At 60.6% G+C, this 20,830-nt stretch carries 18 protein-coding genes; 15 read left to right on the top strand and 3 right to left on the bottom strand.

The window, feature by feature from the left end; genetic code table 11:
- Nucleotides 1–30: 30 nt before the first annotated feature.
- From ACZZ0G_RS23140 to ACZZ0G_RS23105, 8 genes are all read left to right on the top strand, one after another.
- The gene (locus ACZZ0G_RS23140) at nucleotides 31–885 is read left to right on the top strand and encodes a MurR/RpiR family transcriptional regulator (RefSeq protein ID WP_034152527.1); all 855 of its coding nucleotides are present in this window, start codon (nucleotides 31–33) and stop codon (nucleotides 883–885) included.
- A 2-nt stretch (nucleotides 886–887) separates the two neighbouring features.
- Nucleotides 888–1,532, top strand: a complete 645-nt coding sequence (locus ACZZ0G_RS23135) for a cysteine hydrolase family protein (protein ID WP_463557658.1) — start codon at nucleotides 888–890, stop codon at nucleotides 1,530–1,532.
- Complete coding sequence (locus ACZZ0G_RS23130; protein ID WP_463557657.1) at nucleotides 1,529–2,860, top strand: type I glutamate--ammonia ligase; 1,332 nt, start codon at nucleotides 1,529–1,531, stop codon at nucleotides 2,858–2,860. Before ACZZ0G_RS23135 ends, ACZZ0G_RS23130 begins: the two co-directional genes overlap by 4 nt.
- Nucleotides 2,844–3,596 carry an N-formylglutamate amidohydrolase gene (locus ACZZ0G_RS23125; protein ID WP_463557656.1) on the top strand — a complete coding sequence of 251 codons (753 nt, stop codon included), beginning with the start codon at nucleotides 2,844–2,846 and terminating at the stop codon, nucleotides 3,594–3,596. Before ACZZ0G_RS23130 ends, ACZZ0G_RS23125 begins: the two co-directional genes overlap by 17 nt.
- 77 nt (nucleotides 3,597–3,673) lie before the next feature.
- Nucleotides 3,674–5,023: an APC family permease gene (locus tag ACZZ0G_RS23120; RefSeq protein WP_463557655.1), complete on the top strand. Its 1,350-nt coding sequence runs from the start codon at nucleotides 3,674–3,676 to the stop codon at nucleotides 5,021–5,023.
- A gap of 118 nt (nucleotides 5,024–5,141) precedes the next feature.
- Nucleotides 5,142–6,158, top strand: coding sequence for an arginine N-succinyltransferase (locus ACZZ0G_RS23115; RefSeq protein WP_463557654.1), 1,017 nt, complete (start codon nucleotides 5,142–5,144; stop codon nucleotides 6,156–6,158).
- A gap of 58 nt (nucleotides 6,159–6,216) precedes the next feature.
- On the top strand, nucleotides 6,217–7,251 hold the full coding sequence (gene astA, locus ACZZ0G_RS23110) for an arginine N-succinyltransferase (RefSeq protein ID WP_463396820.1): 1,035 nt from the start codon (nucleotides 6,217–6,219) through the stop codon (nucleotides 7,249–7,251).
- A gap of 167 nt (nucleotides 7,252–7,418) precedes the next feature.
- The gene (locus tag ACZZ0G_RS23105) at nucleotides 7,419–8,288 is read left to right on the top strand and encodes an isocitrate lyase/PEP mutase family protein (protein WP_463557653.1); all 870 of its coding nucleotides are present in this window, start codon (nucleotides 7,419–7,421) and stop codon (nucleotides 8,286–8,288) included.
- A gap of 134 nt (nucleotides 8,289–8,422) precedes the next feature.
- On the opposite strand, the gene ACZZ0G_RS23100 is transcribed toward ACZZ0G_RS23105, so the two are convergent.
- The 3 genes from ACZZ0G_RS23100 to ACZZ0G_RS23090 form a co-directional block, all read right to left on the bottom strand.
- A complete protein-coding gene (locus ACZZ0G_RS23100; RefSeq protein ID WP_038369113.1) occupies nucleotides 8,423–8,725 on the bottom strand; it encodes a hypothetical protein in 303 nt (100 codons plus the stop codon).
- A 695-nt stretch (nucleotides 8,726–9,420) separates the two neighbouring features.
- A complete protein-coding gene (locus ACZZ0G_RS23095) occupies nucleotides 9,421–10,659 on the bottom strand; it encodes a M20/M25/M40 family metallo-hydrolase (RefSeq protein WP_463557652.1) in 1,239 nt (412 codons plus the stop codon).
- A gap of 214 nt (nucleotides 10,660–10,873) precedes the next feature.
- Complete coding sequence (locus tag ACZZ0G_RS23090) at nucleotides 10,874–11,947, bottom strand: diguanylate cyclase (protein ID WP_463557651.1); 1,074 nt, start codon at nucleotides 11,945–11,947, stop codon at nucleotides 10,874–10,876.
- A 177-nt stretch (nucleotides 11,948–12,124) separates the two neighbouring features.
- On the opposite strand from ACZZ0G_RS23090, the gene ACZZ0G_RS23085 reads away from it, so the two are divergent.
- From ACZZ0G_RS23085 to ACZZ0G_RS23055, 7 genes are all read left to right on the top strand, one after another.
- The gene (locus tag ACZZ0G_RS23085; RefSeq protein ID WP_463557650.1) at nucleotides 12,125–13,579 is read left to right on the top strand and encodes a flavin-containing monooxygenase; all 1,455 of its coding nucleotides are present in this window, start codon (nucleotides 12,125–12,127) and stop codon (nucleotides 13,577–13,579) included.
- A gap of 21 nt (nucleotides 13,580–13,600) precedes the next feature.
- Nucleotides 13,601–14,527 (top strand): alpha/beta fold hydrolase, encoded by a 927-nt coding sequence (locus ACZZ0G_RS23080; RefSeq protein ID WP_463557649.1) that lies wholly within the window; start codon nucleotides 13,601–13,603, stop codon nucleotides 14,525–14,527.
- Between the two features lie 136 nt (nucleotides 14,528–14,663).
- Nucleotides 14,664–16,163, top strand: a complete 1,500-nt coding sequence (glcD, locus tag ACZZ0G_RS23075) for a glycolate oxidase subunit GlcD (RefSeq protein WP_463557648.1) — start codon at nucleotides 14,664–14,666, stop codon at nucleotides 16,161–16,163.
- A complete protein-coding gene (gene glcE / locus ACZZ0G_RS23070) occupies nucleotides 16,163–17,212 on the top strand; it encodes a glycolate oxidase subunit GlcE (protein ID WP_463557647.1) in 1,050 nt (349 codons plus the stop codon). Before glcD ends, glcE begins: the two co-directional genes overlap by 1 nt.
- Nucleotides 17,213–17,214: 2 nt before the next feature.
- Nucleotides 17,215–18,435 carry a glycolate oxidase subunit GlcF gene (glcF, locus tag ACZZ0G_RS23065; RefSeq protein ID WP_463557646.1) on the top strand — a complete coding sequence of 407 codons (1,221 nt, stop codon included), beginning with the start codon at nucleotides 17,215–17,217 and terminating at the stop codon, nucleotides 18,433–18,435.
- An 88-nt stretch (nucleotides 18,436–18,523) separates the two neighbouring features.
- Nucleotides 18,524–19,903 (top strand): 2-oxoadipate dioxygenase/decarboxylase HglS, encoded by a 1,380-nt coding sequence (gene hglS / locus ACZZ0G_RS23060; protein ID WP_463557645.1) that lies wholly within the window; start codon nucleotides 18,524–18,526, stop codon nucleotides 19,901–19,903.
- Between the two features lie 377 nt (nucleotides 19,904–20,280).
- Entirely contained in the window at nucleotides 20,281–20,796 is a 516-nt protein-coding gene (locus ACZZ0G_RS23055; protein WP_007919523.1) for an Hcp family type VI secretion system effector, read from the top strand.
- The last annotated feature ends 34 nt before the right edge of the window (nucleotides 20,797–20,830 follow it).

Genomic DNA, 20,830 nt, shown 5'->3' with positions numbered 1-20,830 from the left:
ATTCAACACCCTCATCCAGCAGGAGCCCGGATGCCCCCTCTCAGAGACCTGATCACCGATCCCGGCCTGGATCTTACGCCGTCGGAGCGCAAAGTCGTTCGCGCCTTGCTTGATCAGTACCCACGCAACGGTCTGGGGCCGATGGCGCGTCTGGCCGAACATGCCGGCGTCAGCGATCCGACCATTGTGCGGCTGGTGAAAAAACTTGGTTTTGGCGGTTACGCCGAATTCCAGGATGCCCTGCTCAGCGACATGGACCACCGCCTGCGCTCGCCGCGCACGCTGTTGCAACCGCGCGCCCATCAGCACAAGGACGACGCCTGGAGCCACTATCTGGGCGACAGCCATCGCCTGCTGGTCGAAACCCAATCGCTGACCCAACCCGAAGACGTGCGCATTCTCACCGATTGGCTACTCGACGCGCGGCATCAGGTGTACTGCTTCGGCGGGCGCTTCAGCAGCCTGATGGCCACTTACCTGCTCAATCACCTGCGTCTGCTGCGCCCCGGTTGCTTCGCTCTGGAAGACAACGCGCAATTGCCCGATCGCCTGTTCGATCTGCAACGCCAGGACGTGGTGCTGCTGTTCGACTACCGCCGCTATCAAACCCAGGCCCTGCGGGTGGCCAGCGCGGCGAAAAACAACAACGCGCGCGTAGTGCTGTTCACCGACATCTACGCCTCGCCACTGCGCGAACTGGCCGACCTGATCATCAGCGCCCCGGTGGAATCGGCCTCGCCGTTCGACACCATGGTGCCGGCGCTGGCTCAGGTCGAAGCACTGATCGCCTGCCTGACCTTGCGCACCGAAAACCTCGCCGATCGCCTGGAAGGCATCGACGCCCTGCGCAATGACTTCAACACCCACCTGCTGGAGGATAAATAAGGATGTTCAGCCTTCCCCACCGCTCGCCGCGGGACTTGCCGTTTGTCACCGATCACACCGCGCTGTTGCTGGTGGACATGCAGCGTGCCTGGCTCGAACCGCAGTTCGACGCGCACCTCAACGGCCCTGACGCCGAATATTTCCTCACCCGCGCGCACATGCAGGTGGTGCCCAATCAACGTCGCTTGCTCAGTGCTTTTCGCGAAGCGCGGCAAAACGTGCTGCACACCATCATCGAAAGCCTCACCGCCGATGGTCGCGACCGCTCGCTCGACCACAAACTCTCGGACATGCACCTGCCCAAAGGCAGCGTGCAGGCCAGGATCATTGAAGACCTGACCCCGGTGGAAAACGAAATCGTCCTGCCTAAGACCTCGTCCGGGGTGTTCAACTCGACCAACATCGACTACGTGCTGCGCAACCTGCAAACCCGTCACCTGATCATTGCCGGCATCGTCACTGACCAGTGCGTCGACATGGCCGTGCGCGACGCCGCCGATCGCGGCTATCTGGTCACGCTGGTCGAGGACGCCTGCGCCACCTACAGCGCCGAACGCCATCACGCCTGCCTGAACGCGATCAAGGGTTATTGCTGGATCACCGACACCGACACCGTGCTCGGCCGCCTGCAGGAGATGCAGCCATGAGTACGCGCCTGACCCCACTGCCGATGACCACACTGGTCACCACCGACCTGATCGGCATCACCCGGGGCCGCTCGTTTCCCACCGATGAGCTGGAGCATTATCAAGCCGCCGGTTGCGGCTGGGTGCCGGCCAACAGTGCACTGACGCCGCAGGACATCATTGCCTCGACCAATCCATGGGGCGCTTATGGCGACCTGCGGCTGATTCCGGATCTGGGCAGCCGCGTCACCGTCGGCAACGGCCCGGATGCTGATGCACCAGCACTGGATTTCATCCACGGCGATATCCGCGAAACCGATGGCCGCCCGTGGGGCGCCTGCCCGCGCACGCTGTTGCGCGACGAAATCGAGCGTTATCGCGATGAGCTGGGCTTGCAGGTCAACGCCGCGTTCGAACACGAATTCAACCTGCACGCCGGTTTCGTCGAACATCTGGCATTTTCCCTCGAAGCCCAGCGTCAGGGTGCCGAATTCGGCGGCTGGCTGCTCAGTGCCTTGCGCGCCGGCGGTGTCGAGCCGGAAATGTTTCTGCCGGAATACGGCAAGCACCAATACGAAATCACCTGCCGCCCGACGCTCGGCGTGGCGGCGGCCGATCGCGCGGTCAACGTGCGCGAGATCACCCGCGAGATCGCCCGGCAAATGGGCCTGGATCTGAGCTTCGCGCCGAAGACCTCCGCCGATGCGGTGTGCAACGGCGTGCATTTGCATGTCAGCCTGCTCGATCTGGCCGGCCAGCCAATGCTTTACGACGCCGGCACCAGTAACGGTCTGTCGAGTCTCGGTCAGCATTGGGCGGCGGGGATCCTGCATTACTTGCCGGCACTTTGCGCGTTCACCGCGCCGACGCCGGTGTCGTACGAACGTTTGCAACCGCATCACTGGAGCGCGTCCTACGCTTGCCTGGGCCAGCAGAACCGTGAAGCAGCGCTGCGCATTTGCCCGACCGTGACCCTCGGCGGCAAATCCGTGGCCCAGCAGTTCAACCTCGAATTCCGCGCCATGGACGCCACCGCATCGCCGCATCTGGCCATGGCTGCGCTGTTGATCGCCGGTCGACTGGGCATCGAACAACGCCTGGCACTGAACGCGATCACCGACGAAATTCCCGATTCACTCAACGACGAGCAACGCCAGGCCCGGGGCATCGTCGCCCTGCCCGCCTCGCTGGCCCAGGCGCTGGATTGCCTGCGCAACAGTGGCGCCTTCACTGCATGGCTTCCCAATCCGCTGCTCGACACTTATTACGCCCTGAAAACCGAGGAACTGGCGCTGACGGAACAGCTCTCGCCCGCTGACTTGTGTGAGCACTATGCACGCCTGTACTGAATCCGCCGAACTGGGCTTGTACACCCGACCGGCCTACAACCTGAGCCGCGCCGACTCGACGCACCCGGTGATTCTGGTGTGCGAACACGCCAGCCGCTATATCCCCGACGCCCTGAACAATCTGGGCCTGGACGATGCCGCCGCTCGCGAACATATCGCCTGGGACCTCGGCGCCCTGCAACTGGCCGAGCAGTTGTCGCAAATGCTCGGCGCAACCCTGTTGAGCGCCAATTATTCGCGGCTGCTGATCGATCTGAACCGGCCCCGCCACGCCCCGGACAGCATTCCGGCGCAGAGCGAAATCTATCAGGTGCCGGGCAACCGCGAACTGGACGAAGCCACCCGCGAATACCGCCGCCAGACCTTGTTCAAACCGTTTCACGCGCGCTTGCAAACCTTGATCGACGAACGTGTTGCACAGGGCCAAGCGGTACGTGTGGTGGGGATTCACAGTTTCACCCCGGTGTATTACGGCCAGCCGCGACCACTGGAGATCGGCGTGCTGTTCGGTCAGGCGAAAGACTATGCGCAACGTCTCCTCGACGGCCTCGCTGAACATCCAGTGAAAGTGGCTGGTAATCAACCGTACAAGATCGACCCGCTGGGCGACATGACCGTGCCGGTGCACGGTGATGCCCGGGGCCTCGATTCGGTGCTGATTGAGGTGCGCAATGACTTGCTGCGCAGCCCCGAAGCCGTATCGCGCTGGGCCGGATACCTCGCGCCATTGCTGTAATGAAAGATTGCTGACGCTGTAAACGATGGACCGATAACAACTAAAACGACCGACTGGCTGACAAGGAGTTGCGCTTCATGGAAATTGAAGAATTCGGCTACAAGCAAGAGTTGAAACGTAGCCTGACGCTGACCGACCTGGTGGTGTACGGGATGATCTTCATGATCCCCATCGCCCCGTTCGGAGTGTACGGCTACGTCAACGCCGAAGCCCCGGGGATGGTGCCGCTGGCGTACATCATCGGCATGGTGGCGATGCTGTTCACCGCGCTGAGCTACGGCAGCATGGCCAAGGCTTTTCCGATCGCAGGTTCGGTATATTCCTACGCGCAACGCGGCCTCAATCAGCACGTCGGCTTCATCGCCGGTTGGTTGATGCTGCTTGATTACCTGCTGATCCCGCCGCTGCTCTACCTCTATGCGGCGATGGCGCTTAACCACTTGTACCCGGACATTCCCAAGGTCGGCTTCATCCTGGCGTTCCTTGTCAGCGCGACCTTCGTCAACTTGCGCGGCATCACTTTCACCGCGCGGATGAACATCCTCTTTCTGATGGCGCAACTGGTCGTGCTGGGCATTTTTCTGTTCTATGCCTGGAACGCGCTGCACAACGGTGGCGGTAACGGCGAGTTGACTCTGGCGCCGTTGTATCACCCGGAAACGTTCAACTTCGCCCTGCTGATGCAAGCGGTGTCGATCGCTGTGCTGTCGTTCCTCGGCTTTGATGCAATCTCCACGCTCGCCGAAGAAATCAAGGACGATCCGGGCCGCAGTGTCGGCAAAGCGGCGCTGATCACCCTGGCAGTAATGGGCACGATTTTCGTCGTGCAAACCTGGATCGCCACTGATCTGGCGGCGGGCATGGGCTTCAAGTCTGCCGACACGGCATTCTATGAAATCGCCGAGATCGCCGCTGGCAGTTGGCTGGCGACTCTGACCGCCGTCGCGACGGCGCTGGCCTGGGGGGTTGCCGTGGCAATCACTTCACAAGCGGCAGTGTCGCGCCTGCTGTTCGGCATGGCCCGCGACGGCAAGCTGCCAAAAGTGCTGGCCAAAGTGCATCCGAAATACAACACGCCCTATCTGAGCATCTATCTGGTGGCCGTGCTGTCTCTGGTGATCTGTTATCTGTTCATCGACGCAGTCGACATCCTGACGTCACTGATCAACTTCGGCGCGCTCAGCGGTTTCATGCTGCTGCACCTGACAGTGATCAACTACTACTGGCGTCGGCAGAAGTCCGGTCAGGTCGTGCGTCACCTGATCTGCCCGGTGATCGGCTTCATCATCGTCGCGGCCATCATGTACAACATGGGCGTCGATGCGCAGAAACTCGGCCTGATCTGGATTGCCCTGGGTCTGGTGTACCTGTTTTTCCTCAACAAACTCGGCGCCAGCACCGCGCTGCCTGACCCGAGCAACGGCTGACAAGAAAAAGAGCGGCGTCTGACAACAAATCAGGCGACCGCCGATTTATCGCGTGGAAACCGACAGTGATAGTCAGGTTCGGCGACTTTGCCGAACCTTTTGATACAGGAGTACATCCATGCTGGTCTTACGCCCAGTCGAACAGACTGATCTGCCCCAGCTCCAACAATTGGCCCGCGACAGTCTGGTGGGCGTGACCTCCCTGCCGGATGACAGCGAACGCTTGCGCTTGAAAATCGCCGGTTCCTGCACTTCGTTTGACAGCGCTACGGTGGCCCATGGGCCGGAAAATTACTTCTTCGTGCTGGAAGACCTGGGCAGTCAACGGCTGGTCGGTTGCTCGGAGATTCTGGCGACTGCCGGTTTCGACGAGCCGTTCTACAGTCTGCGCAACCGCCACTTCACCAGTGCCTCCCGCGAGCTGAACATTGAACATGGCGTGCCGGCGCTGTCGCTGTGCCACGATCTCAATGACCACACGCTGCTGCGCGGTTTTCACATCGATGCCGAACTGGTGCGTACGCCGTTTTCCGAACTGCTGTCACGGGCGCGCCTGTTGTTTATCGCCGCCCACGCGCCGCGCTTTGCCGAGGCGGTGATTACCGAAATCGTCGGTTACAGCGACGAGCATGGTCATTCGCCGTTCTGGGATGCGCTGGGCAAGCACTTCTTCGATTTGCCCTACGCGGAAGCCGAACGCCTGTGCGGCCTGCAGAGCCGCACGTTTCTTGCCGAACTGATGCCGCAATACCCGATCTACGTGCCGATGCTGCCGCAAGCGGCGCAGGACTGCATCGGCCGGATCCACCCGGACGGTCAGGAAGCGTTCGACATCCTTGAGCGCGAAGGCTTCGAAACCAACAGCTACATCGACCTGTTCGACGCTGGCCCGACCCTGTATGCGCGAACCGCCAACATTCGTTCGATCGCCCGCAGCCAGACGGCAAGGGTGCAGCAACGGCCACAGATCGATGCCCGTGGTCGTTACCTGCTGAGCAACGATGCGCTGCACGGTTTCCGGGCAATTATTGCCGAACTCGATTACCAGACTGATCAACCGCTGTCCCTCACCCCTGCAATGTGCGCGGCGCTGAACGTGACCGATGGCAGCCCAATCCGGCTGATTGCCCTGTGAAACCCGCGCGGTTGCGCAGCCAACGACAGTGCCCGAACAGGCGCGAAGGAGTTACAGCATGATTGTCCGCCCGGTCAAAGTCAGCGACCTGCCAGCCTTGATGGCGCTGGTGCAACAGGCCGGCCCGGGGTTCACCACCCTGCCGGCCAACGAAGATCGCCTGTCCCACCGGGTCCGCTGGGCGCAACGGGCGTTCGCCGAACAGGTGGAACGGGCCGACGCGGACTATCTGTTTGTGCTCGAAGACGACGACATGCGCGTGGTTGGTGTCAGCGCACTGGCCGGGGCGGTTGGCCTGCGCGAGCCCTGGTACAACTATCGGGTCGGGTTGACCGTCAGTTCGGCGCCGGACCTGGGCATTCAACGGCAGATCCCGACGCTGTTTCTCAACAATGAACTGACCGGCCAATCGGAGCTGTGCTCGCTGTTTCTTGGCCATGATCAGCGCCATGGCAGCAACGGCCGTTTGTTGTCACTGGGGCGTTTGCTGTTCGTTGCCGAATTCCCGCACCTGTTCGGCGAGAAGATGATTGCCGAACTGCGCGGCAGTGCCGATGAGCACGGTTGTTCGCCGTTCTGGGACAGCCTGGGTCGGCATTTCTTTCAAATGGACTTCAGCCACGCCGATCACTTGTCCGGGCTGGGCAACAAATCGTTCATCGCCGAACTGATGCCGCGCCAGCCGCTGTATACCTGCATGCTCACCGAACAAGCCCAGGCGGCGATTGGCCAGGCACACCCGAATACCGAGCCGGCACTGAAGATCCTCCAGGCCGAAGGGTTTACCCACAAGGGCTACATCGACATTTTTGACGGCGGCCCGGTGATCGAAGCGCCGGTGCGCAATATCCGCACCGTACGCGAGAGCGTTGAGCTGACCCTGAGCCTCGGCAGTCCAGATGAACAGGCACCGCTGTGGCTGATTCACAACCGCCGTCTGGAAAACTGCCGCATCACCGTGGCCCGCGCCCGCCGGGTCGGCAGCAGCCTGATGATCGACCGCCTCACCGCCAAGCGTCTGCAACTGCAACCGGGCAATTCGGTGCGCGCGGCGATGCTGCCCAATCAACAGCAGCAGGCGGTGGCGGCCTGACGGTCATCACCGCAAAAAGGTAAATCCTTTCAGCAAAAGAGTCCGCGACAACCTGTCCCTTGCAAATTCGTCATGATCCTTGACCCATTCGCGTGATAGCCTTTTCATTCTTCGGCGTTGACACCTTTGTTCAAGCCTTTCCATTCCTTTGTATTGGTGGAACTCGTATGACCAGGCTTTCCCATCAAGATTTGCGCCGCAACTTCCGTCAACTGCTGGCTTCCGACACCTGCTATCACACGGCTTCGGTGTTCGATCCAATGTCCGCGCGCATTGCCGCTGACCTGGGTTTTGAAGTGGGCATCCTCGGCGGTTCCGTGGCTTCGTTGCAGGTGCTCGGCGCCCCGGACTTTGCCCTGATCACCCTCAGCGAGTTCGCCGAACAGGCCACCCGCATCGGCCGCGTCGCCCAATTGCCGGTGATCGCCGACGCCGACCACGGCTACGGCAACGCCCTCAACGTGATGCGCACCATCGTCGAACTGGAACGCGCCGGCGTCGCTGCACTGACCATCGAAGACACCTTGCTGCCGGCACAATTCGGCCGCAAATCCACCGACCTGATCACCGTTGCCGAAGGCGTCGGCAAGATCCGCGCAGCGCTGGAAGCCCGGGTTGATACGGAAATGGCGATCATCGCCCGTACCAATGCCGGTATTTTGCCGAACCAGGAAATCATCAGCCGCACTCGCCAGTATCAAGCGGCCGGGGCTGACGGTATCTGCATGGTCGGGATTCAGGATTTTGATCAACTCGAACAAATCGCCGAACACATGACCGTACCGCTGATGCTGGTGACCTACGGCAACCCGGCATTGCGCGACGACAAGCGTCTGGCAGAACTTGGGGTGCGTGTGACCATCGATGGGCATGGTGCGTACTTTGCGGCGATCAAAGCGACGTACGACAGCCTGCGCGAGCAGCGGCAGATCTTTACCCAAGCCTCCGATTTGAGCGCGACCGAGTTGACGCACACCTATACCCAGCCGGAGGAATACATTCTCTGGGCCAAGGAATACATGAGCGTCAAGGAGTGATGCACACGCTTCACCGGCCCATTTCGCGAGCAGGCTCGCTCCCACATTTGATCGGTGTCGAACACGAATATTGTGTTCACCCAAGATCCACTGTGGGAGCGAGCCTGCTCGCGAAGGCGTCTGCCGCTACACCGCTAAACCGGCGTCTTGTAAGCCTCCTCCCGCTGCACTGCCCGCGCCTGAATCACATTCAGAATCGCACAGCCCTCGCGCATCAACAGATGCACCGCGCTGGTCACCCGCGTCAGATCACAATCGGAAATGCCCTTGAGGTTGAGACTGGCGAAGGTGTCGGCCAGATCGCGCACAACCACAAACCGGTGCATCGCACAGGCGGCCATGTCGCTGAGTTCTGAGTGAGTATTGAGGAAGAGCACCGGGGATTCGGCGTCGTAGGTATCGATGGGGAGGAAGCGGGGCATTACTTGATCACACATTGGTATAACTCCTGTATTGAGAGAGCTACCACCAGTCGCGGCCAAACGAGGAAGGTGGCAGCCGTACGCGGGTTGGCCGACCGGATACAGGAACCGGCACACCCGAAGGTGTCCCACGCACAGCCGCCATAACACAACATCACAGACAAACATCGACTGAATATGTTGGGCAGACTGTACGTCTCTGTATCGACCGGCCAAGGTCGTTCGCGGTGTTTTTCCGCGAGCCCGAACTATAGGGGTCGATACCGAAATGCGGCAACAGGGTACGTTGTAGGAAACGTCTTGGAAAGTTGTACGCCGTCCGCGCCTTCCACTTTTCCCCCAAAAGCCCCTCACCCTAGCCCTCTCCCAGAGGGAGAGGGAACTGATTGGGGGATGCTCGGGAGCTACGCCGACTTGCGACACCGCGCTGAATCCGATTTTGAATTCAAAGGTAATCTTTCAGGTCGCCGTGTTAATCACAAACAACACGGTCAGTCCTCTCCCTCGGGAGAAGGAACTGATTGGGGGATGCTCTGGATCTACGCAGACGCGAGAGACCGCGTTGAATGCAAATTTGCATTCAACTTGATCTGCCGATTGCCACATGGACCACAAACAACGCGGTCAGTCCCCTCTCCCTCCGGGAGAGGGTTAGGGTGAGGGCAAATGCACCTGACACCCCACCCGCATCAGTCACACCACCAACCCACTCACCGCGGCTTGGCCAACTCCATAATCATCCGCGACAACAGATAAATCCGCGGCGCCACGCTCGCCACCTCGGCGTACTCCTCAGGCGTGTGAATATTGCCGCCAACAATCCCGAAACCATCCAGCGTCGGCGTGCCAACCCCGGCAGACAAACTGGCATCCGCCGCGCCGCCACTGCCCTCCTCCGTCAACTTGCGGCCAATCTCGCCGTAAATCCCCTGAGCCATGGCCATCAGGCGATCCGACTCGGGCGTCTGCGGCATCGGTGGCAAGCCGCGTTGCAACGATGTCTTCACTTCAGTTTCAGGAATCAATTTGTCCTGCGACACCCGCGCCAGGTCCTTCTCGATCCGGTCAAACTCCTCCGGCACCGCAGCACGCACATCAGCCTTGGCCGTGGCTTGATCGGGAATCACATTGGTGCGATCGCCGGCCTTGAGCACGGTGAAGTTGATGGTGGTTTTCTTCGCCTCATCGCCGAGTTTGCCCAGTTGCAGAATCTGATGCGCCGCTTCCATCGCGGCGTTGCGTCCCAGCTCCGGCGCGACACCGGCGTGCGCGGCTTTACCCTTGACCTCGACCAGCGCCGTCGCGCTGCCCTTGCGCCACACCACCAGACCATCGGCCGGGCGGCCCGGCTCAAGGTTGAGGGTCACGTCGTGCTGTTTGGCGGTTTTCTTGATCAGGTCGGTGGCGACGTCCGAACCGGTTTCTTCGCTGGCGTCGAGCAGGAAGGTGATTTGCGCGTAGTCCTTGAAGTCGAGGTTTTTCAGGATTTTCAGCGCATAGATCCCGGCGACGATGCCGCCCTTGTCATCCATCACGCCCGGCCCGTAAGCGCGGCCATCCTTGATGTGAAACGGCCGCTCGGCAGCCGAACCTTCCTTGAACACCGTGTCCATGTGCGCCATCAGCAAGATTTTCGCCTTGCCGGTGCCTTTCAGCGTTGCGAGTACATGGTTGGATTTTTCCGGCGTGTTCGGCACCAGTTCGATGGTGGCGCCGAGTTTTTTCAGTTCATCGATAGCGATGTCGCTGACTTGCTTAAGACCCGGTTCATAGCCGGAACCGGAGTCGATATTGACCAGCCGCTCCAGCAGTTTCAGGGCTTCTGGCTGGTATTGCTCGGCATCAGCGAGCACTTGTTTGTGCGGTTCGGCAACGGCGTTGGCAGCCGAGAAAGCGAGAGACAGGCCGAGGCTGGCGGCCACCAGGGAGCGAGAAAATGAGAACGTCATGAAGCGATCCTTGTTTCGCGTCGGGGGGACTCCAACCGTACCCGACATCGGCGCGAGGCTCTACACCGAATGCGACATCTCCCTGACCACCACCGAACACGTGTAGGAGCTGCCGAAGGCTGCGATCTTTTGATCTTGCTTTTGATTTAGAAAGACCAAAGTCAAAAGATCGCAGCCTTCGGCAGCTCCTACAAGGGATGTGTGGTGATGCGGATCAGACCGAATCCAGCAACGTCCGCCGAGGCTTGTCATCGCAATTGCAGATCACCCGGTTACGCCCGCTCGCCTTGGCCTCGTACAACGCCTGATCGGCATCGTTGAGCCAGCGTGTCGCGTCGGCATGCGCCGGATCGTACGCCGCGAGGCCAATACTCAAGCTAACCTTCAACGCCGGATTCTGCTCATAGCCCAGAAGCGCAAAGCGCTCACGCAACGCTTCCATGGCCTGCGCGGCGTTGAACAACGGCAGTTCCGGGAGAATCACGCAGAACTCATCACCGCCGTAGCGCCCGGCAACGTCCGTCGCCCGCAGGTTTTGTTTAAGCAACTTGCTCAACTGGCGTAACACGATGTCGCCGGCAACATGGCCGTAGGTGTCGTTGATGGCTTTGAAATGATCAATGTCGATCAACGCAATCGCCGCGCCCTGCTTCTGCCGCTTGCAGCGCTGAAAAGCGATCTCCAATTGATCCTTCCACGCGCCGTGATTGAGCAGGCCAGTCAGACTGTCGGTGCGGCTCAGGGCGAGCAATTCGCGTTTATGTCGACCGAGGGTGTAGGCCTGACGAAAGCAGATCCAGCCCAGCGCCAACGGGTACAGCAGCAGCAACGGAAAACAGGCGTACATTTGCGCCGGCGAGGTTTGCGGAATGAATGCCGGAGCAAACACCACCAGCCCGACGCCGACCCCGAGCAACTGCGCCGCAGAACCGGCCAATAGAAACCGTGAACCACCGATCGCGACGTTGTTCATCGCCATCATCGAAATGGTCGTGGCAGTGGGCAGCGGATTGAAATGCATGGCGGCAAGCCAAAAGCCGCCGAAAAAGGCGTCGATCAACAGATTGCGGTGTTCAGCGTGGTAAGGAACCCGGGCGCGGCGCGCCCATTGAAACGCCAGATGCGGCCAGACCAGGCCATTGAACAGCATCAGCGCCCAGACCCACAGCGGTGGATCCAGCGCATACATCGCGACGGATACACACAGTAGCCCAAGCAACAGCCCGAGGGTTCGCGACGTATAAAGCCTCCTGGCCAATGAAAGTCCCTTTCCTCCCGTGTTTCCCATAAGGACCTCGATCACGCACACCGCAGGACGGATGTGTTGGGAGTCTATCAGGGCGACGTTAAATAGCCATCACCGGCCAGCGGGCTGAATAGCGCGCCATCAGGGCCGCACACAGGGCAAATATTTGGCTATACATGAAAGGAGCAAAATGGAAAAACAACTATAAGAAGGAGGCCCATGCACACCTATCACGTGTTGATCATCGGCAGCGGTTTTGGCGGTCAATGTGCTGCGGTCAACCTGCTCAAAGCCGGGATCGACGATTTTCGCCTGCTGGAGCGACGAGACTTCTTTGGCGGCACTTGGTGCCAGAACACCTACCCCGGCGCGGCGGTGGACGTGCCGTCGCCGCTGTACTCGCTGTCGTTTGCGCCATACCGCTGGTCGCAGATGTTTGCCGGGCAGGCCGAACTGCAGCGCTACACTGAGCATGTGATCGAGGAATTCGGTTTGCGCGAACGCGTGGAGTTGCAAGCCAATGTCGAGCGCGTCGAATGGGACGACACGGAAAAACGCTGGAACGTGCACACCGCCAGCAAAGGCACCTTTCATGCGCAGTTCCTGATCAATGCCACCGGGCCGCTGAGCCAACCAGTCATCCCACACTTTCCCGGCCAGGATCGCTTCCAGGGCAAGACGTTTCATACAAACAACTGGGATCACAGCTACGACTATCGCGGTAAACGCGTGGCCATCGTCGGCAGCGGCGCCAGTGCAGTACAGGTGATTCCGGCGATTGCGCCGCAGGTCGAGCAACTGCACGTGTTTCAGCGCACGCCGCATTGGGTGCTGCCCCGCGCCGATCGCCAGTTTGGGCCCCTGCAACGCTGGCTACTCGGCCGCAAACCTGCCTACAAACTGTTGCGTTGGCTGATTTACTGGCAGTTCGAAACCCGGGTCATCGCCTTCAAATATTCGAAAGCAGCGATTCACATGGTGCAGCAGCACGCCCTGCGCTTTCTCAAACGCCAGGTGCCAGACCCGGTACTGCAAAAAAAACTCACCCCGGACTTCACCATCGGCTGCAAACGGGTGCTGGTGTCCAGCACGTATTACCCGGCGCTGAGTCGTCCCAACGTCACTTTGCATACCCGCGAGCAGGGCATCGCTTCCATCGACGAAACCGGGATCAACACCGAAGACGGTCAGCACATCGATGTTGATCTGATCGTCTGGTCGACCGGTTACGACGCCACCGACGGGGTGATTTCCTACCCGGTCAGCGGAAAAAACGCCGTGCAACTCAGAGATGTCTGGGCGCAATACCCGCGTGCGTATCTGGGCACCAGCCTGCCGGACTTTCCTAACCTGTTTATCGTCACCGGCCCCAACACCGGCATCGGCCATACCTCGGCGTTGTTCATCATCGAGTCGCAGATGAACTACATCCTCGACTGCATTCGCACCGTGCAGGCCAAAGGCCTGCGCAGCATCGAAGTGCGCCCCGAAGCGGAACGTACCTACACTGAGATGATTCATCGGGAAATGCAGCGCACGGTCTGGAAGTCCGGCGGCTGCCACAGTTGGTATCAAAGCAAGAGCGGTCATGTGATCGCGATGTTTCCCGGCTTCAGTTTCAGCTATCACCGCTTGACCCGAGCGCTGAAACCGGCCGACCACATTCTGTCCTGAACACGTAAAAGGAAGACGTCGATGCTTTTGCTGTTTGTCGCCCTCGCGGTTTTCGTGGCCTGGAGCTGGTTGAGTTATCCGGCGGTCGGTCATTGGCTGTACGACCTGAACATGGCCATCGAGGCCAAGTTGTACAAGTTGCACAAGATTGAAGTGCCGATCGCCGAGATGACCGTCTCGACCTGGCAGGGCGGACCGTATGAAGCGGCCAGCGCGATTCTGATGCTGCATGGCTACAGCGCCGAGAAGAACCTGTGGCTGCGCTTTTCCCGGCACTTTGTGCGCCAGTATCGGGTGATCATCCCGGACCTGGCCGGCCATGGTGAAACCGGCTTCAAGGCGGGTGGCGGCTACGACATCCCATTGCAGGCCAAACGCATGATCCAGTTGCTCGACGTTTGCGGTGTGGAAAAAGTCCATGTGATCGGCAACTCGATGGGCGGCTACATCGCGGCGTGGCTGGCGGCGACGTATCCCGACCGCATCGCTTCGGTGGCACTGATCGACCCGGCGGGCGTCACCGCGCCCGAGGTCAGCGATATGGAGCGGCATCTGGCGCGCGGGCATAACCCGTTTCTGATCAACTCCCGGGAAGAGTTTCGCCAGTTTTACGCGATGACCATGGAATCACCGCCGTGGGTGCCGAACCTGGTGCTGGACGCCATCGCCCAGCGCTACGAACGACAACGCGATGAACTGGAAGAGATCTTCCGCGATTTTCGCGCCAGCCCGCCGATGGAGCCGAAACTGGCCGACATCAAATGCCCGGCGCTGTTGCTCTGGGGCCGCAAGGATCGGTTGATCGACGTCAGCAGCGTGCCGGTGTGGAGCAAGGGCATCGCCAATTTGCGCGTGGATGTCTGGGATCACGTCGGGCACATGCCGATGGTTGAACAACCGGGGAATACTGCAGAGCTTTACCGCGAGTTTTTGGGAAGCCAAAGATGACAATGCACCCGGCCCCTGATCGTTCCCACGCTCTGCGTGGTAATGCCTCAAGGGACGCTCCGCGTCCAGTGACGCGGAGCGTCACGGGCTGCATTCCCACGCAGAGCGTGGGAACGATCAAGGTTAAGGGCTTGAGATGAACATTCTTTATGACGAGCGCCTCGACGGTCCGTTGCCGCAGGTGAACAAGGCTGACCTGCTCAAGGCCCTGCAACACGCCGTGCCAGACCTCGACATTTTGTGGCGTGAAGAAGAACTCAAACCCTACGAATGCGACGGCCTCTCCGCCTACCGCACCACGCCGATGCTGGTCGCCCTGCCGCGACGACTTGAGCAAGTGCAAACCCTGCTCAAACTTTGCCATCAGAAGAACGTCCCGGTGGTGGCCCGTGGTGCCGGCACAGGCTTGTCCGGCGGCGCATTGCCGCTGGAACAGGGCCTGCTGCTGGTGATGGCGCGCTTCAACAATATTCTGCACATCGACCCCGCCGCTCGCACTGCGCGGGTGCAACCGGGGGTGCGCAATCTGGCGATTTCCCAGGCGGCCGCGCCTTTCGGTTTGTATTACGCGCCGGATCCGTCCTCGCAAATCGCCTGTTCGATCGGCGGCAACGTCGCGGAAAACGCCGGCGGCGTGCATTGCCTCAAGTACGGATTAACCGTGCACAACCTGCTGAAAATCGAAGTGCTGACCATCGAAGGCGAACGCCTGACCCTCGGTTCGGACGCCCTCGACTCAGCGGGTTTCGATTTGCTCGCGTTGTTCACCGGTTCCGAAGGCCTGCTGGGGATCATCACCGAAGTCACGGTCAAACTGCTGCCCAAACCTCAGGTCGCGAAAGTCCTGCTGGCCAGTTTCGACTCCGTGGAAAAGGCTGGCCGCGCGGTCGCCGAAATCATCGCGGCGGGGATCATTCCCGGCGGCCTGGAGATGATGGACAACCTCGCCATTCGCGCCGCTGAAGATTTCATCCACGCCGGTTACCCGGTCGACGCCGAGGCGATTCTGCTGTGCGAACTCGACGGTGTCGAAGCCGATGTCCACGACGATTGCCAACGGGTGCGCGAGGTCATGATCGCGGCCGGTGCCACGGAAGTGCGTCAGGCCCGCGATGAAGCCGAACGTGTGCGCTTCTGGGCCGGACGCAAGAATGCTTTCCCGGCCATCGGACGTTTGTCGCCCGATTACTACTGCATGGACGGCACCATCCCGCGCCGCGAATTGCCCGGCGTGCTGAAAGGCATCGCCCGCCTCGGCGAAGAATACGGTTTGCGCGTGGCCAATGTGTTCCATGCCGGTGACGGCAATATGCACCCGCTGATTCTCTTCGACGCCAATCAACCGGGCGAACTGCACCGCGCCGAAGCCTTGGGCGGCAAGATCCTCGAACTTTGCGTGCAGGTCGGCGGCAGCATCACTGGCGAACACGGCGTCGGCCGCGAGAAAATCAACCAGATGTGCGCGCAGTTCAACAGCGACGAACTGAGCCTGTTCCATGCGGTAAAAGCTGCGTTCGACCCAAAAGGCCTGCTCAACCCCGGCAAGAACATTCCGACCCTGCACCGCTGCGCCGAATTCGGCGCGATGCACATTCACGCCGGCCAATTGCCATTCCCCGAACTGGAGCGTTTCTGATGGCTGACGTCGACGCCGCCAGCGCCCTGCTCGATCAGGTCAACGAGGCGCGGGCCAATGCTACGCCGCTGAAAATTCAGGGTGGCAACAGCAAAGCATTCCTCGGCCGCGAGGTCGCCGGCGAAGTGCTCGACACCCGTGCCCACTGCGGCATCGTCCGCTACGAGCCGACCGAACTAGTGATCACGGCGCGCGCCGGCACGCCGTTGTCCGAGCTGCTGGCGGCGCTGGATGCTGCCGGACAAATGCTGCCCTGCGAGCCGCCGGCATTCGGTGAAGGCGCCACCGTCGGCGGCATGATCGCCACGGGTTTGTCCGGGCCTCGGCGGCCGTGGTCTGGCTCGGTGCGCGATTTCGTCCTCGGCACGCGGGTGATCACCGGCCTCGGCCAGCACCTGCGCTTCGGCGGCGAAGTGATGAAAAACGTCGCCGGTTATGACCTGTCACGGCTGATGGCCGGCAGTTATGGCTGCCTCGGCGTGCTCACCGAGGTCTCGCTGAAAGTCCTGCCGAAACCGCGCCAGTGCCTGAGCATTCGCCTCGATATGGACTGCGCGCGGGCACTGGCCAAGCTTGCCGAGTGGGGCCAGCAACCGCTGCCGATCAGTGCCGCCTGCCACGATGGCCAGAGTCTGTATCTGCGGCTTGAAGGCGGCGAAGGCTCGGTGACGGCCGCGCATCAACGCCTTGGTGGCGAGCCATTGGACTCAGGGTTCTGGCGGGATCTGAATGAGCAGCGGCTGGCATTTTTCGATGAAGGCCCGCCGCTGTGGCGCCTGTCTCTGCCGAACAATCTTGGGCCACTGGACTTGCCCGGCGAGCAGTTGATCGACTGGGCCGGCGCGCAACGCTGGCTGAAATCCGACGCGGCGCACATCCACATCCTCGCGCAGGAACTGGGCGGCCACGCCACCTGTTTCAGTCATGGCGCCAGCGACACACCGTTCCAGCCATTGCCCGCGACACTGCTGCGCTATCACCGCCAACTCAAGGCGCAACTCGACCCGCAAGGGCTGTTCAACCCCGGGCGGATGTACGCGGAGTTCTAGCCATGCAAACCACCCTCAGCGAACAATCGCGACAACTGCCCCGCGCCGCCGAGGCGGAGAAGATCCTGCGCACCTGCGTGCATTGCGGTTTCTGCAACGCGACCTGCCCGACCTATCAGTTGCTCGGCGATGAACTCGATGGCCCGCGCGGGCGCATCTACCTGATCAAGCAAGTGCTCGAAGGCGCACCCGCGACGGCGCAGACGCAACTGCATCTGGACCGCTGCCTGTCGTGCCGCAACTGCGAAACCACCTGCCCGTCCGGCGTCGACTATCACAACCTGCTCGACATTGGCCGCGCGGTGGTCGATCACGCGGTGCCACGTCCGGCGGCGCAACGTCTGTTGCGTGAGGGGTTGCGCGCATTGGCGCCGAATCCGGGGTTGTTCAAAGGCTTGCTGCGCGTGGGCACGACGTTTCGACCGCTGTTGCCGCGAATGCTGGAAAGTAAACTGCCGCAGCATCTGCCGCTTTCCGGTTTGCGCCCCGCCCCGCGCCATGCCCGGCGGGTGTTGTTGCTTGAAGGCTGCGTACAACCGGGGTTATCGCCAAACACCAATGACGCCACGGCGCGGGTGCTGGATCGCCTGGGCATCAGTGTCACGCCGGTGGCCGAGGCCGGGTGTTGCGGCGCGCTGGACTATCACCTCGACGCGCAAGCCAAGGGCCTCGACCGCGCCCGGCAAAACATCGATGCCTGGTGGACGCACCTGCAAAACGGTGCCGAAGCGATTGTGCAGACCGCCAGTGGTTGTGGTGCATTCATCAAGGATTACGGGCATTTGCTCGAAGACGATCCGTTGTATGCGGCCAAGGCCCGGGAAATCAGCGAACGGACGCTGGATCTGGTGCAGATTCTCGATCGGGAACCTTTGGAAAAGGTTTGCGCCGCCAGCGAACGACGGATTGCCGTGCATTGCCCGTGTACCTTGCAGCACGCTTTGAAACTGGGCGGCGCGGTGGAAGCCGTGCTCACCCGCCTCGGTTTCAATCTCACCGCCGTGCCCGACGGCCATTTGTGCTGCGGCTCGGCGGGCACCTATTCGCTGACGCAACCGGTGCTCGCGCGGCAACTGCGCGACAACCGCCTCAACGCGCTGGAGAGCGGCCGACCTGAGCTGATCGTCACCTCCAACGTCGGCTGCCAGAGCCATCTGGCCAGTGCCGGACGCACGCGGGTGATGCATTGGATCGAACTGGTGGATCAGTCGTTGGCAGAATGAAGTTCGTAGGATTCTTCGTTTGCCCGCTTGCGAGAAGGCTGCGATCTTTTCTCCTATCCATTTCGTGACCGTGGCAGGAATTTTTTTCATGACCGTGCAGCCGTTCGTCAGCCCCGACCTGATCCGCCAACGCTTCTCCAAAGCGATGTCCGACATGTACCGCGAAGAAGTGCCGTTGTACGGCGCGCTGATGCAATTGGTGGAACAGACCAACCGCGAAGTGCTTGCACGTCAGCCGGACATCGCCCGGCAACTCGACAGCACCGGCGAAATCCAACGGCTGGACATGGAACGCCATGGCGCCATCCGCGTTGGCACTGCGACGGAACTGGCCACCCTCGCCCGTCTGTTTGCGGTGATGGGCATGCAACCGGTGGGTTATTACGACCTGACCCCGGCGGGCGTACCGGTGCATTCCACAGCGTTTCGCGCGGTGCATGAAGAGGCGCTGCAAGTCAGCCCGTTTCGGGTGTTTACGTCGCTGTTGCGCCTGGAGTTGATTGAAGATGCGGAACTGCGCGCGTTTGCCGAATCAGTGCTGGCCGAGCGTTCGATCTTTACCTCGGAGGCGTTGCGCCTGATCGCGCAAGCTGAAAACGCGGGTGGACTGAATGAAAGCGAGGCCGAGGCATTCGTCCTGCAGGCACTGGAAACTTTTCGCTGGCATCACAGCGCTACAGTCACCGCCGCGCAGTATCAGACATTGAGCGCCCAACACCGCTTGATCGCCGATGTGGTTGCATTCAAAGGCCCGCACATCAATCACCTGACGCCACGCACGCTGGACATCGACCGCGTGCAGGAGCAAATGCCAGCCCATGGCATCACCCCGAAAGCCGTGATCGAAGGCCCCCCGCGCCGGCAGTGCCCGATCCTCTTGCGCCAGACCAGTTTCAAGGCGCTGGACGAACCGATCGCCTTCACCGACCAGAACCAGACCCGTGGCAGTCACAGCGCGCGTTTCGGCGAAATCGAACAGCGCGGCGCGGCACTCACGCCCAAAGGTCGGGAGCTGTACGACCGCTTGCTGAATGCCGCGCGCGATGAACTCGGTGACTTCCCCAACGAAGGCAATGCCGCACGCTACAACGCGCTGATGGCTCAACACTTTGGCGAATTTCCTGACAGTGTCGAGGGCATGCGTGAACAAGGGTTGGCGTACTTTCGCTATTTCGTCACGGAAAAAGGTCTCGCTGCTGTAGGGCTTGGACAGTCGTCACTGGAGGAATTGTTGCGCGATGGTTATGTGAAAGCGGAACCGTTGGTGTACGAAGATTTCCTGCCGGTGAGTGCGGCGGGGATTTTTCAGTCGAACCTTGGCGATGCCGCGCAGGCGCATTACGGCGAGCATTCCAATCGACAGGCCTTCGAGCAGGCGCTGGGCCGCGCGACCATTGATGAGTTGGGGTTGTATGCCGCGACGCAGCAGCGTTCGATTGAGGAGTGTCTGAGCCAATTTGCGCGTTGAAAAATCAAAAGATCGCACGCTGCGACCTTTTGATCTGAAAGTTTCAAGCAGCCGCCTCGACCAAATGATGGCGTGTGGCCATTGTGCGCAAGAAGTTGCGCACTTGTTTTGCAAAACAGACCGATAAAACCGCTGAGAGCCACACCGCACAAGGCCTGCAGCCAAGTGCGCAAGAAGTTGCGCAGTACTGCGCAACTTCTTGCGCACTTTTGCTTCGGATGACTGCTTCGTTTCGCGCAATCGGCGGAAAAATCGGCTGAACACCCCGGCCCGCATGGCTGCGACAATTGTTGGCACGCTCCTTGATAACAGTCAGGCACCCACCGGGCGATTTCGCCTCCCGGGCACCTTAAATTATTCCGCAAGGAGAGCACCCCATGGCAACACCAGCGTACATGTCGGTTACCGGCGAAAAACAAGGCCTGATCACTGCAGGCGCTTTCACCGCTGACTCCGTAGGCAATACCTACCAGGAAGGCCACGAAGACCAGGTTATGGTTCAGGCTTTCAGCCACGACGTGATCATCCCGCGTGACCCACAATCCGGTCAGCCAACCGGTCAGCGCGTTCACAAGCCAGTTGTGATCACCAAGGTCTACGACAAAGCTTCGCCTCTGCTGCAAGCCGCTCTGACCTCCGGCGAGCGCATGAGCGAAATCGTTATCCAGTGGTTCCGTACTTCTGCTCAAGGCACCCAAGAGCACTACTACACCACCAAACTGGAAGACGCGATCATCGTCGCCATCAACAACAAAATGCACAACTGCCAGGATCCAGGCAACTCGCACTTCACCCACCTGGAAGAAGTGCAGTTCACCTACCGTAAAATCACCTGGACCCACGAAGTATCCGGTACTTCGGGTTCCGATGACTGGCGTGCTCCAGTCGTTTAATTACGGCTGATCGTTACAAGCATCGGCCAGCTCT

The organism is Pseudomonas sp. AC169 (assembly GCF_979258515.1).
This window is presented reverse-complemented; position numbering and strand designations above follow the sequence as displayed.

What these genes read in the sequence shown, in the direction of transcription:
- ACZZ0G_RS23140 (WP_034152527.1), top strand. Translation starts at nt 31, where the DNA reads ATGCCCCCTCTCAGAGACCTGATCACCGATCCCGGCCTGGATCTTACG.
- ACZZ0G_RS23135 (WP_463557658.1), top strand. Translation starts at nt 888, where the DNA reads ATGTTCAGCCTTCCCCACCGCTCGCCGCGGGACTTGCCGTTTGTCACC.
- ACZZ0G_RS23130 (WP_463557657.1), top strand. Translation starts at nt 1,529, where the DNA reads ATGAGTACGCGCCTGACCCCACTGCCGATGACCACACTGGTCACCACC.
- ACZZ0G_RS23125 (WP_463557656.1), top strand. Translation starts at nt 2,844, where the DNA reads ATGCACGCCTGTACTGAATCCGCCGAACTGGGCTTGTACACCCGACCG.
- ACZZ0G_RS23120 (WP_463557655.1), top strand. Translation starts at nt 3,674, where the DNA reads ATGGAAATTGAAGAATTCGGCTACAAGCAAGAGTTGAAACGTAGCCTG.
- ACZZ0G_RS23115 (WP_463557654.1), top strand. Translation starts at nt 5,142, where the DNA reads ATGCTGGTCTTACGCCCAGTCGAACAGACTGATCTGCCCCAGCTCCAA.
- astA (WP_463396820.1), top strand. Translation starts at nt 6,217, where the DNA reads ATGATTGTCCGCCCGGTCAAAGTCAGCGACCTGCCAGCCTTGATGGCG.
- ACZZ0G_RS23105 (WP_463557653.1), top strand. Translation starts at nt 7,419, where the DNA reads ATGACCAGGCTTTCCCATCAAGATTTGCGCCGCAACTTCCGTCAACTG.
- ACZZ0G_RS23100 (WP_038369113.1), bottom strand. Translation starts at nt 8,725, where the DNA reads ATGTGTGATCAAGTAATGCCCCGCTTCCTCCCCATCGATACCTACGAC.
- ACZZ0G_RS23095 (WP_463557652.1), bottom strand. Translation starts at nt 10,659, where the DNA reads ATGACGTTCTCATTTTCTCGCTCCCTGGTGGCCGCCAGCCTCGGCCTG.
- ACZZ0G_RS23090 (WP_463557651.1), bottom strand. Translation starts at nt 11,947, where the DNA reads ATGGGAAACACGGGAGGAAAGGGACTTTCATTGGCCAGGAGGCTTTAT.
- ACZZ0G_RS23085 (WP_463557650.1), top strand. Translation starts at nt 12,125, where the DNA reads ATGCACACCTATCACGTGTTGATCATCGGCAGCGGTTTTGGCGGTCAA.
- ACZZ0G_RS23080 (WP_463557649.1), top strand. Translation starts at nt 13,601, where the DNA reads ATGCTTTTGCTGTTTGTCGCCCTCGCGGTTTTCGTGGCCTGGAGCTGG.
- glcD (WP_463557648.1), top strand. Translation starts at nt 14,664, where the DNA reads ATGAACATTCTTTATGACGAGCGCCTCGACGGTCCGTTGCCGCAGGTG.
- glcE (WP_463557647.1), top strand. Translation starts at nt 16,163, where the DNA reads ATGGCTGACGTCGACGCCGCCAGCGCCCTGCTCGATCAGGTCAACGAG.
- glcF (WP_463557646.1), top strand. Translation starts at nt 17,215, where the DNA reads ATGCAAACCACCCTCAGCGAACAATCGCGACAACTGCCCCGCGCCGCC.
- hglS (WP_463557645.1), top strand. Translation starts at nt 18,524, where the DNA reads ATGACCGTGCAGCCGTTCGTCAGCCCCGACCTGATCCGCCAACGCTTC.
- ACZZ0G_RS23055 (WP_007919523.1), top strand. Translation starts at nt 20,281, where the DNA reads ATGGCAACACCAGCGTACATGTCGGTTACCGGCGAAAAACAAGGCCTG.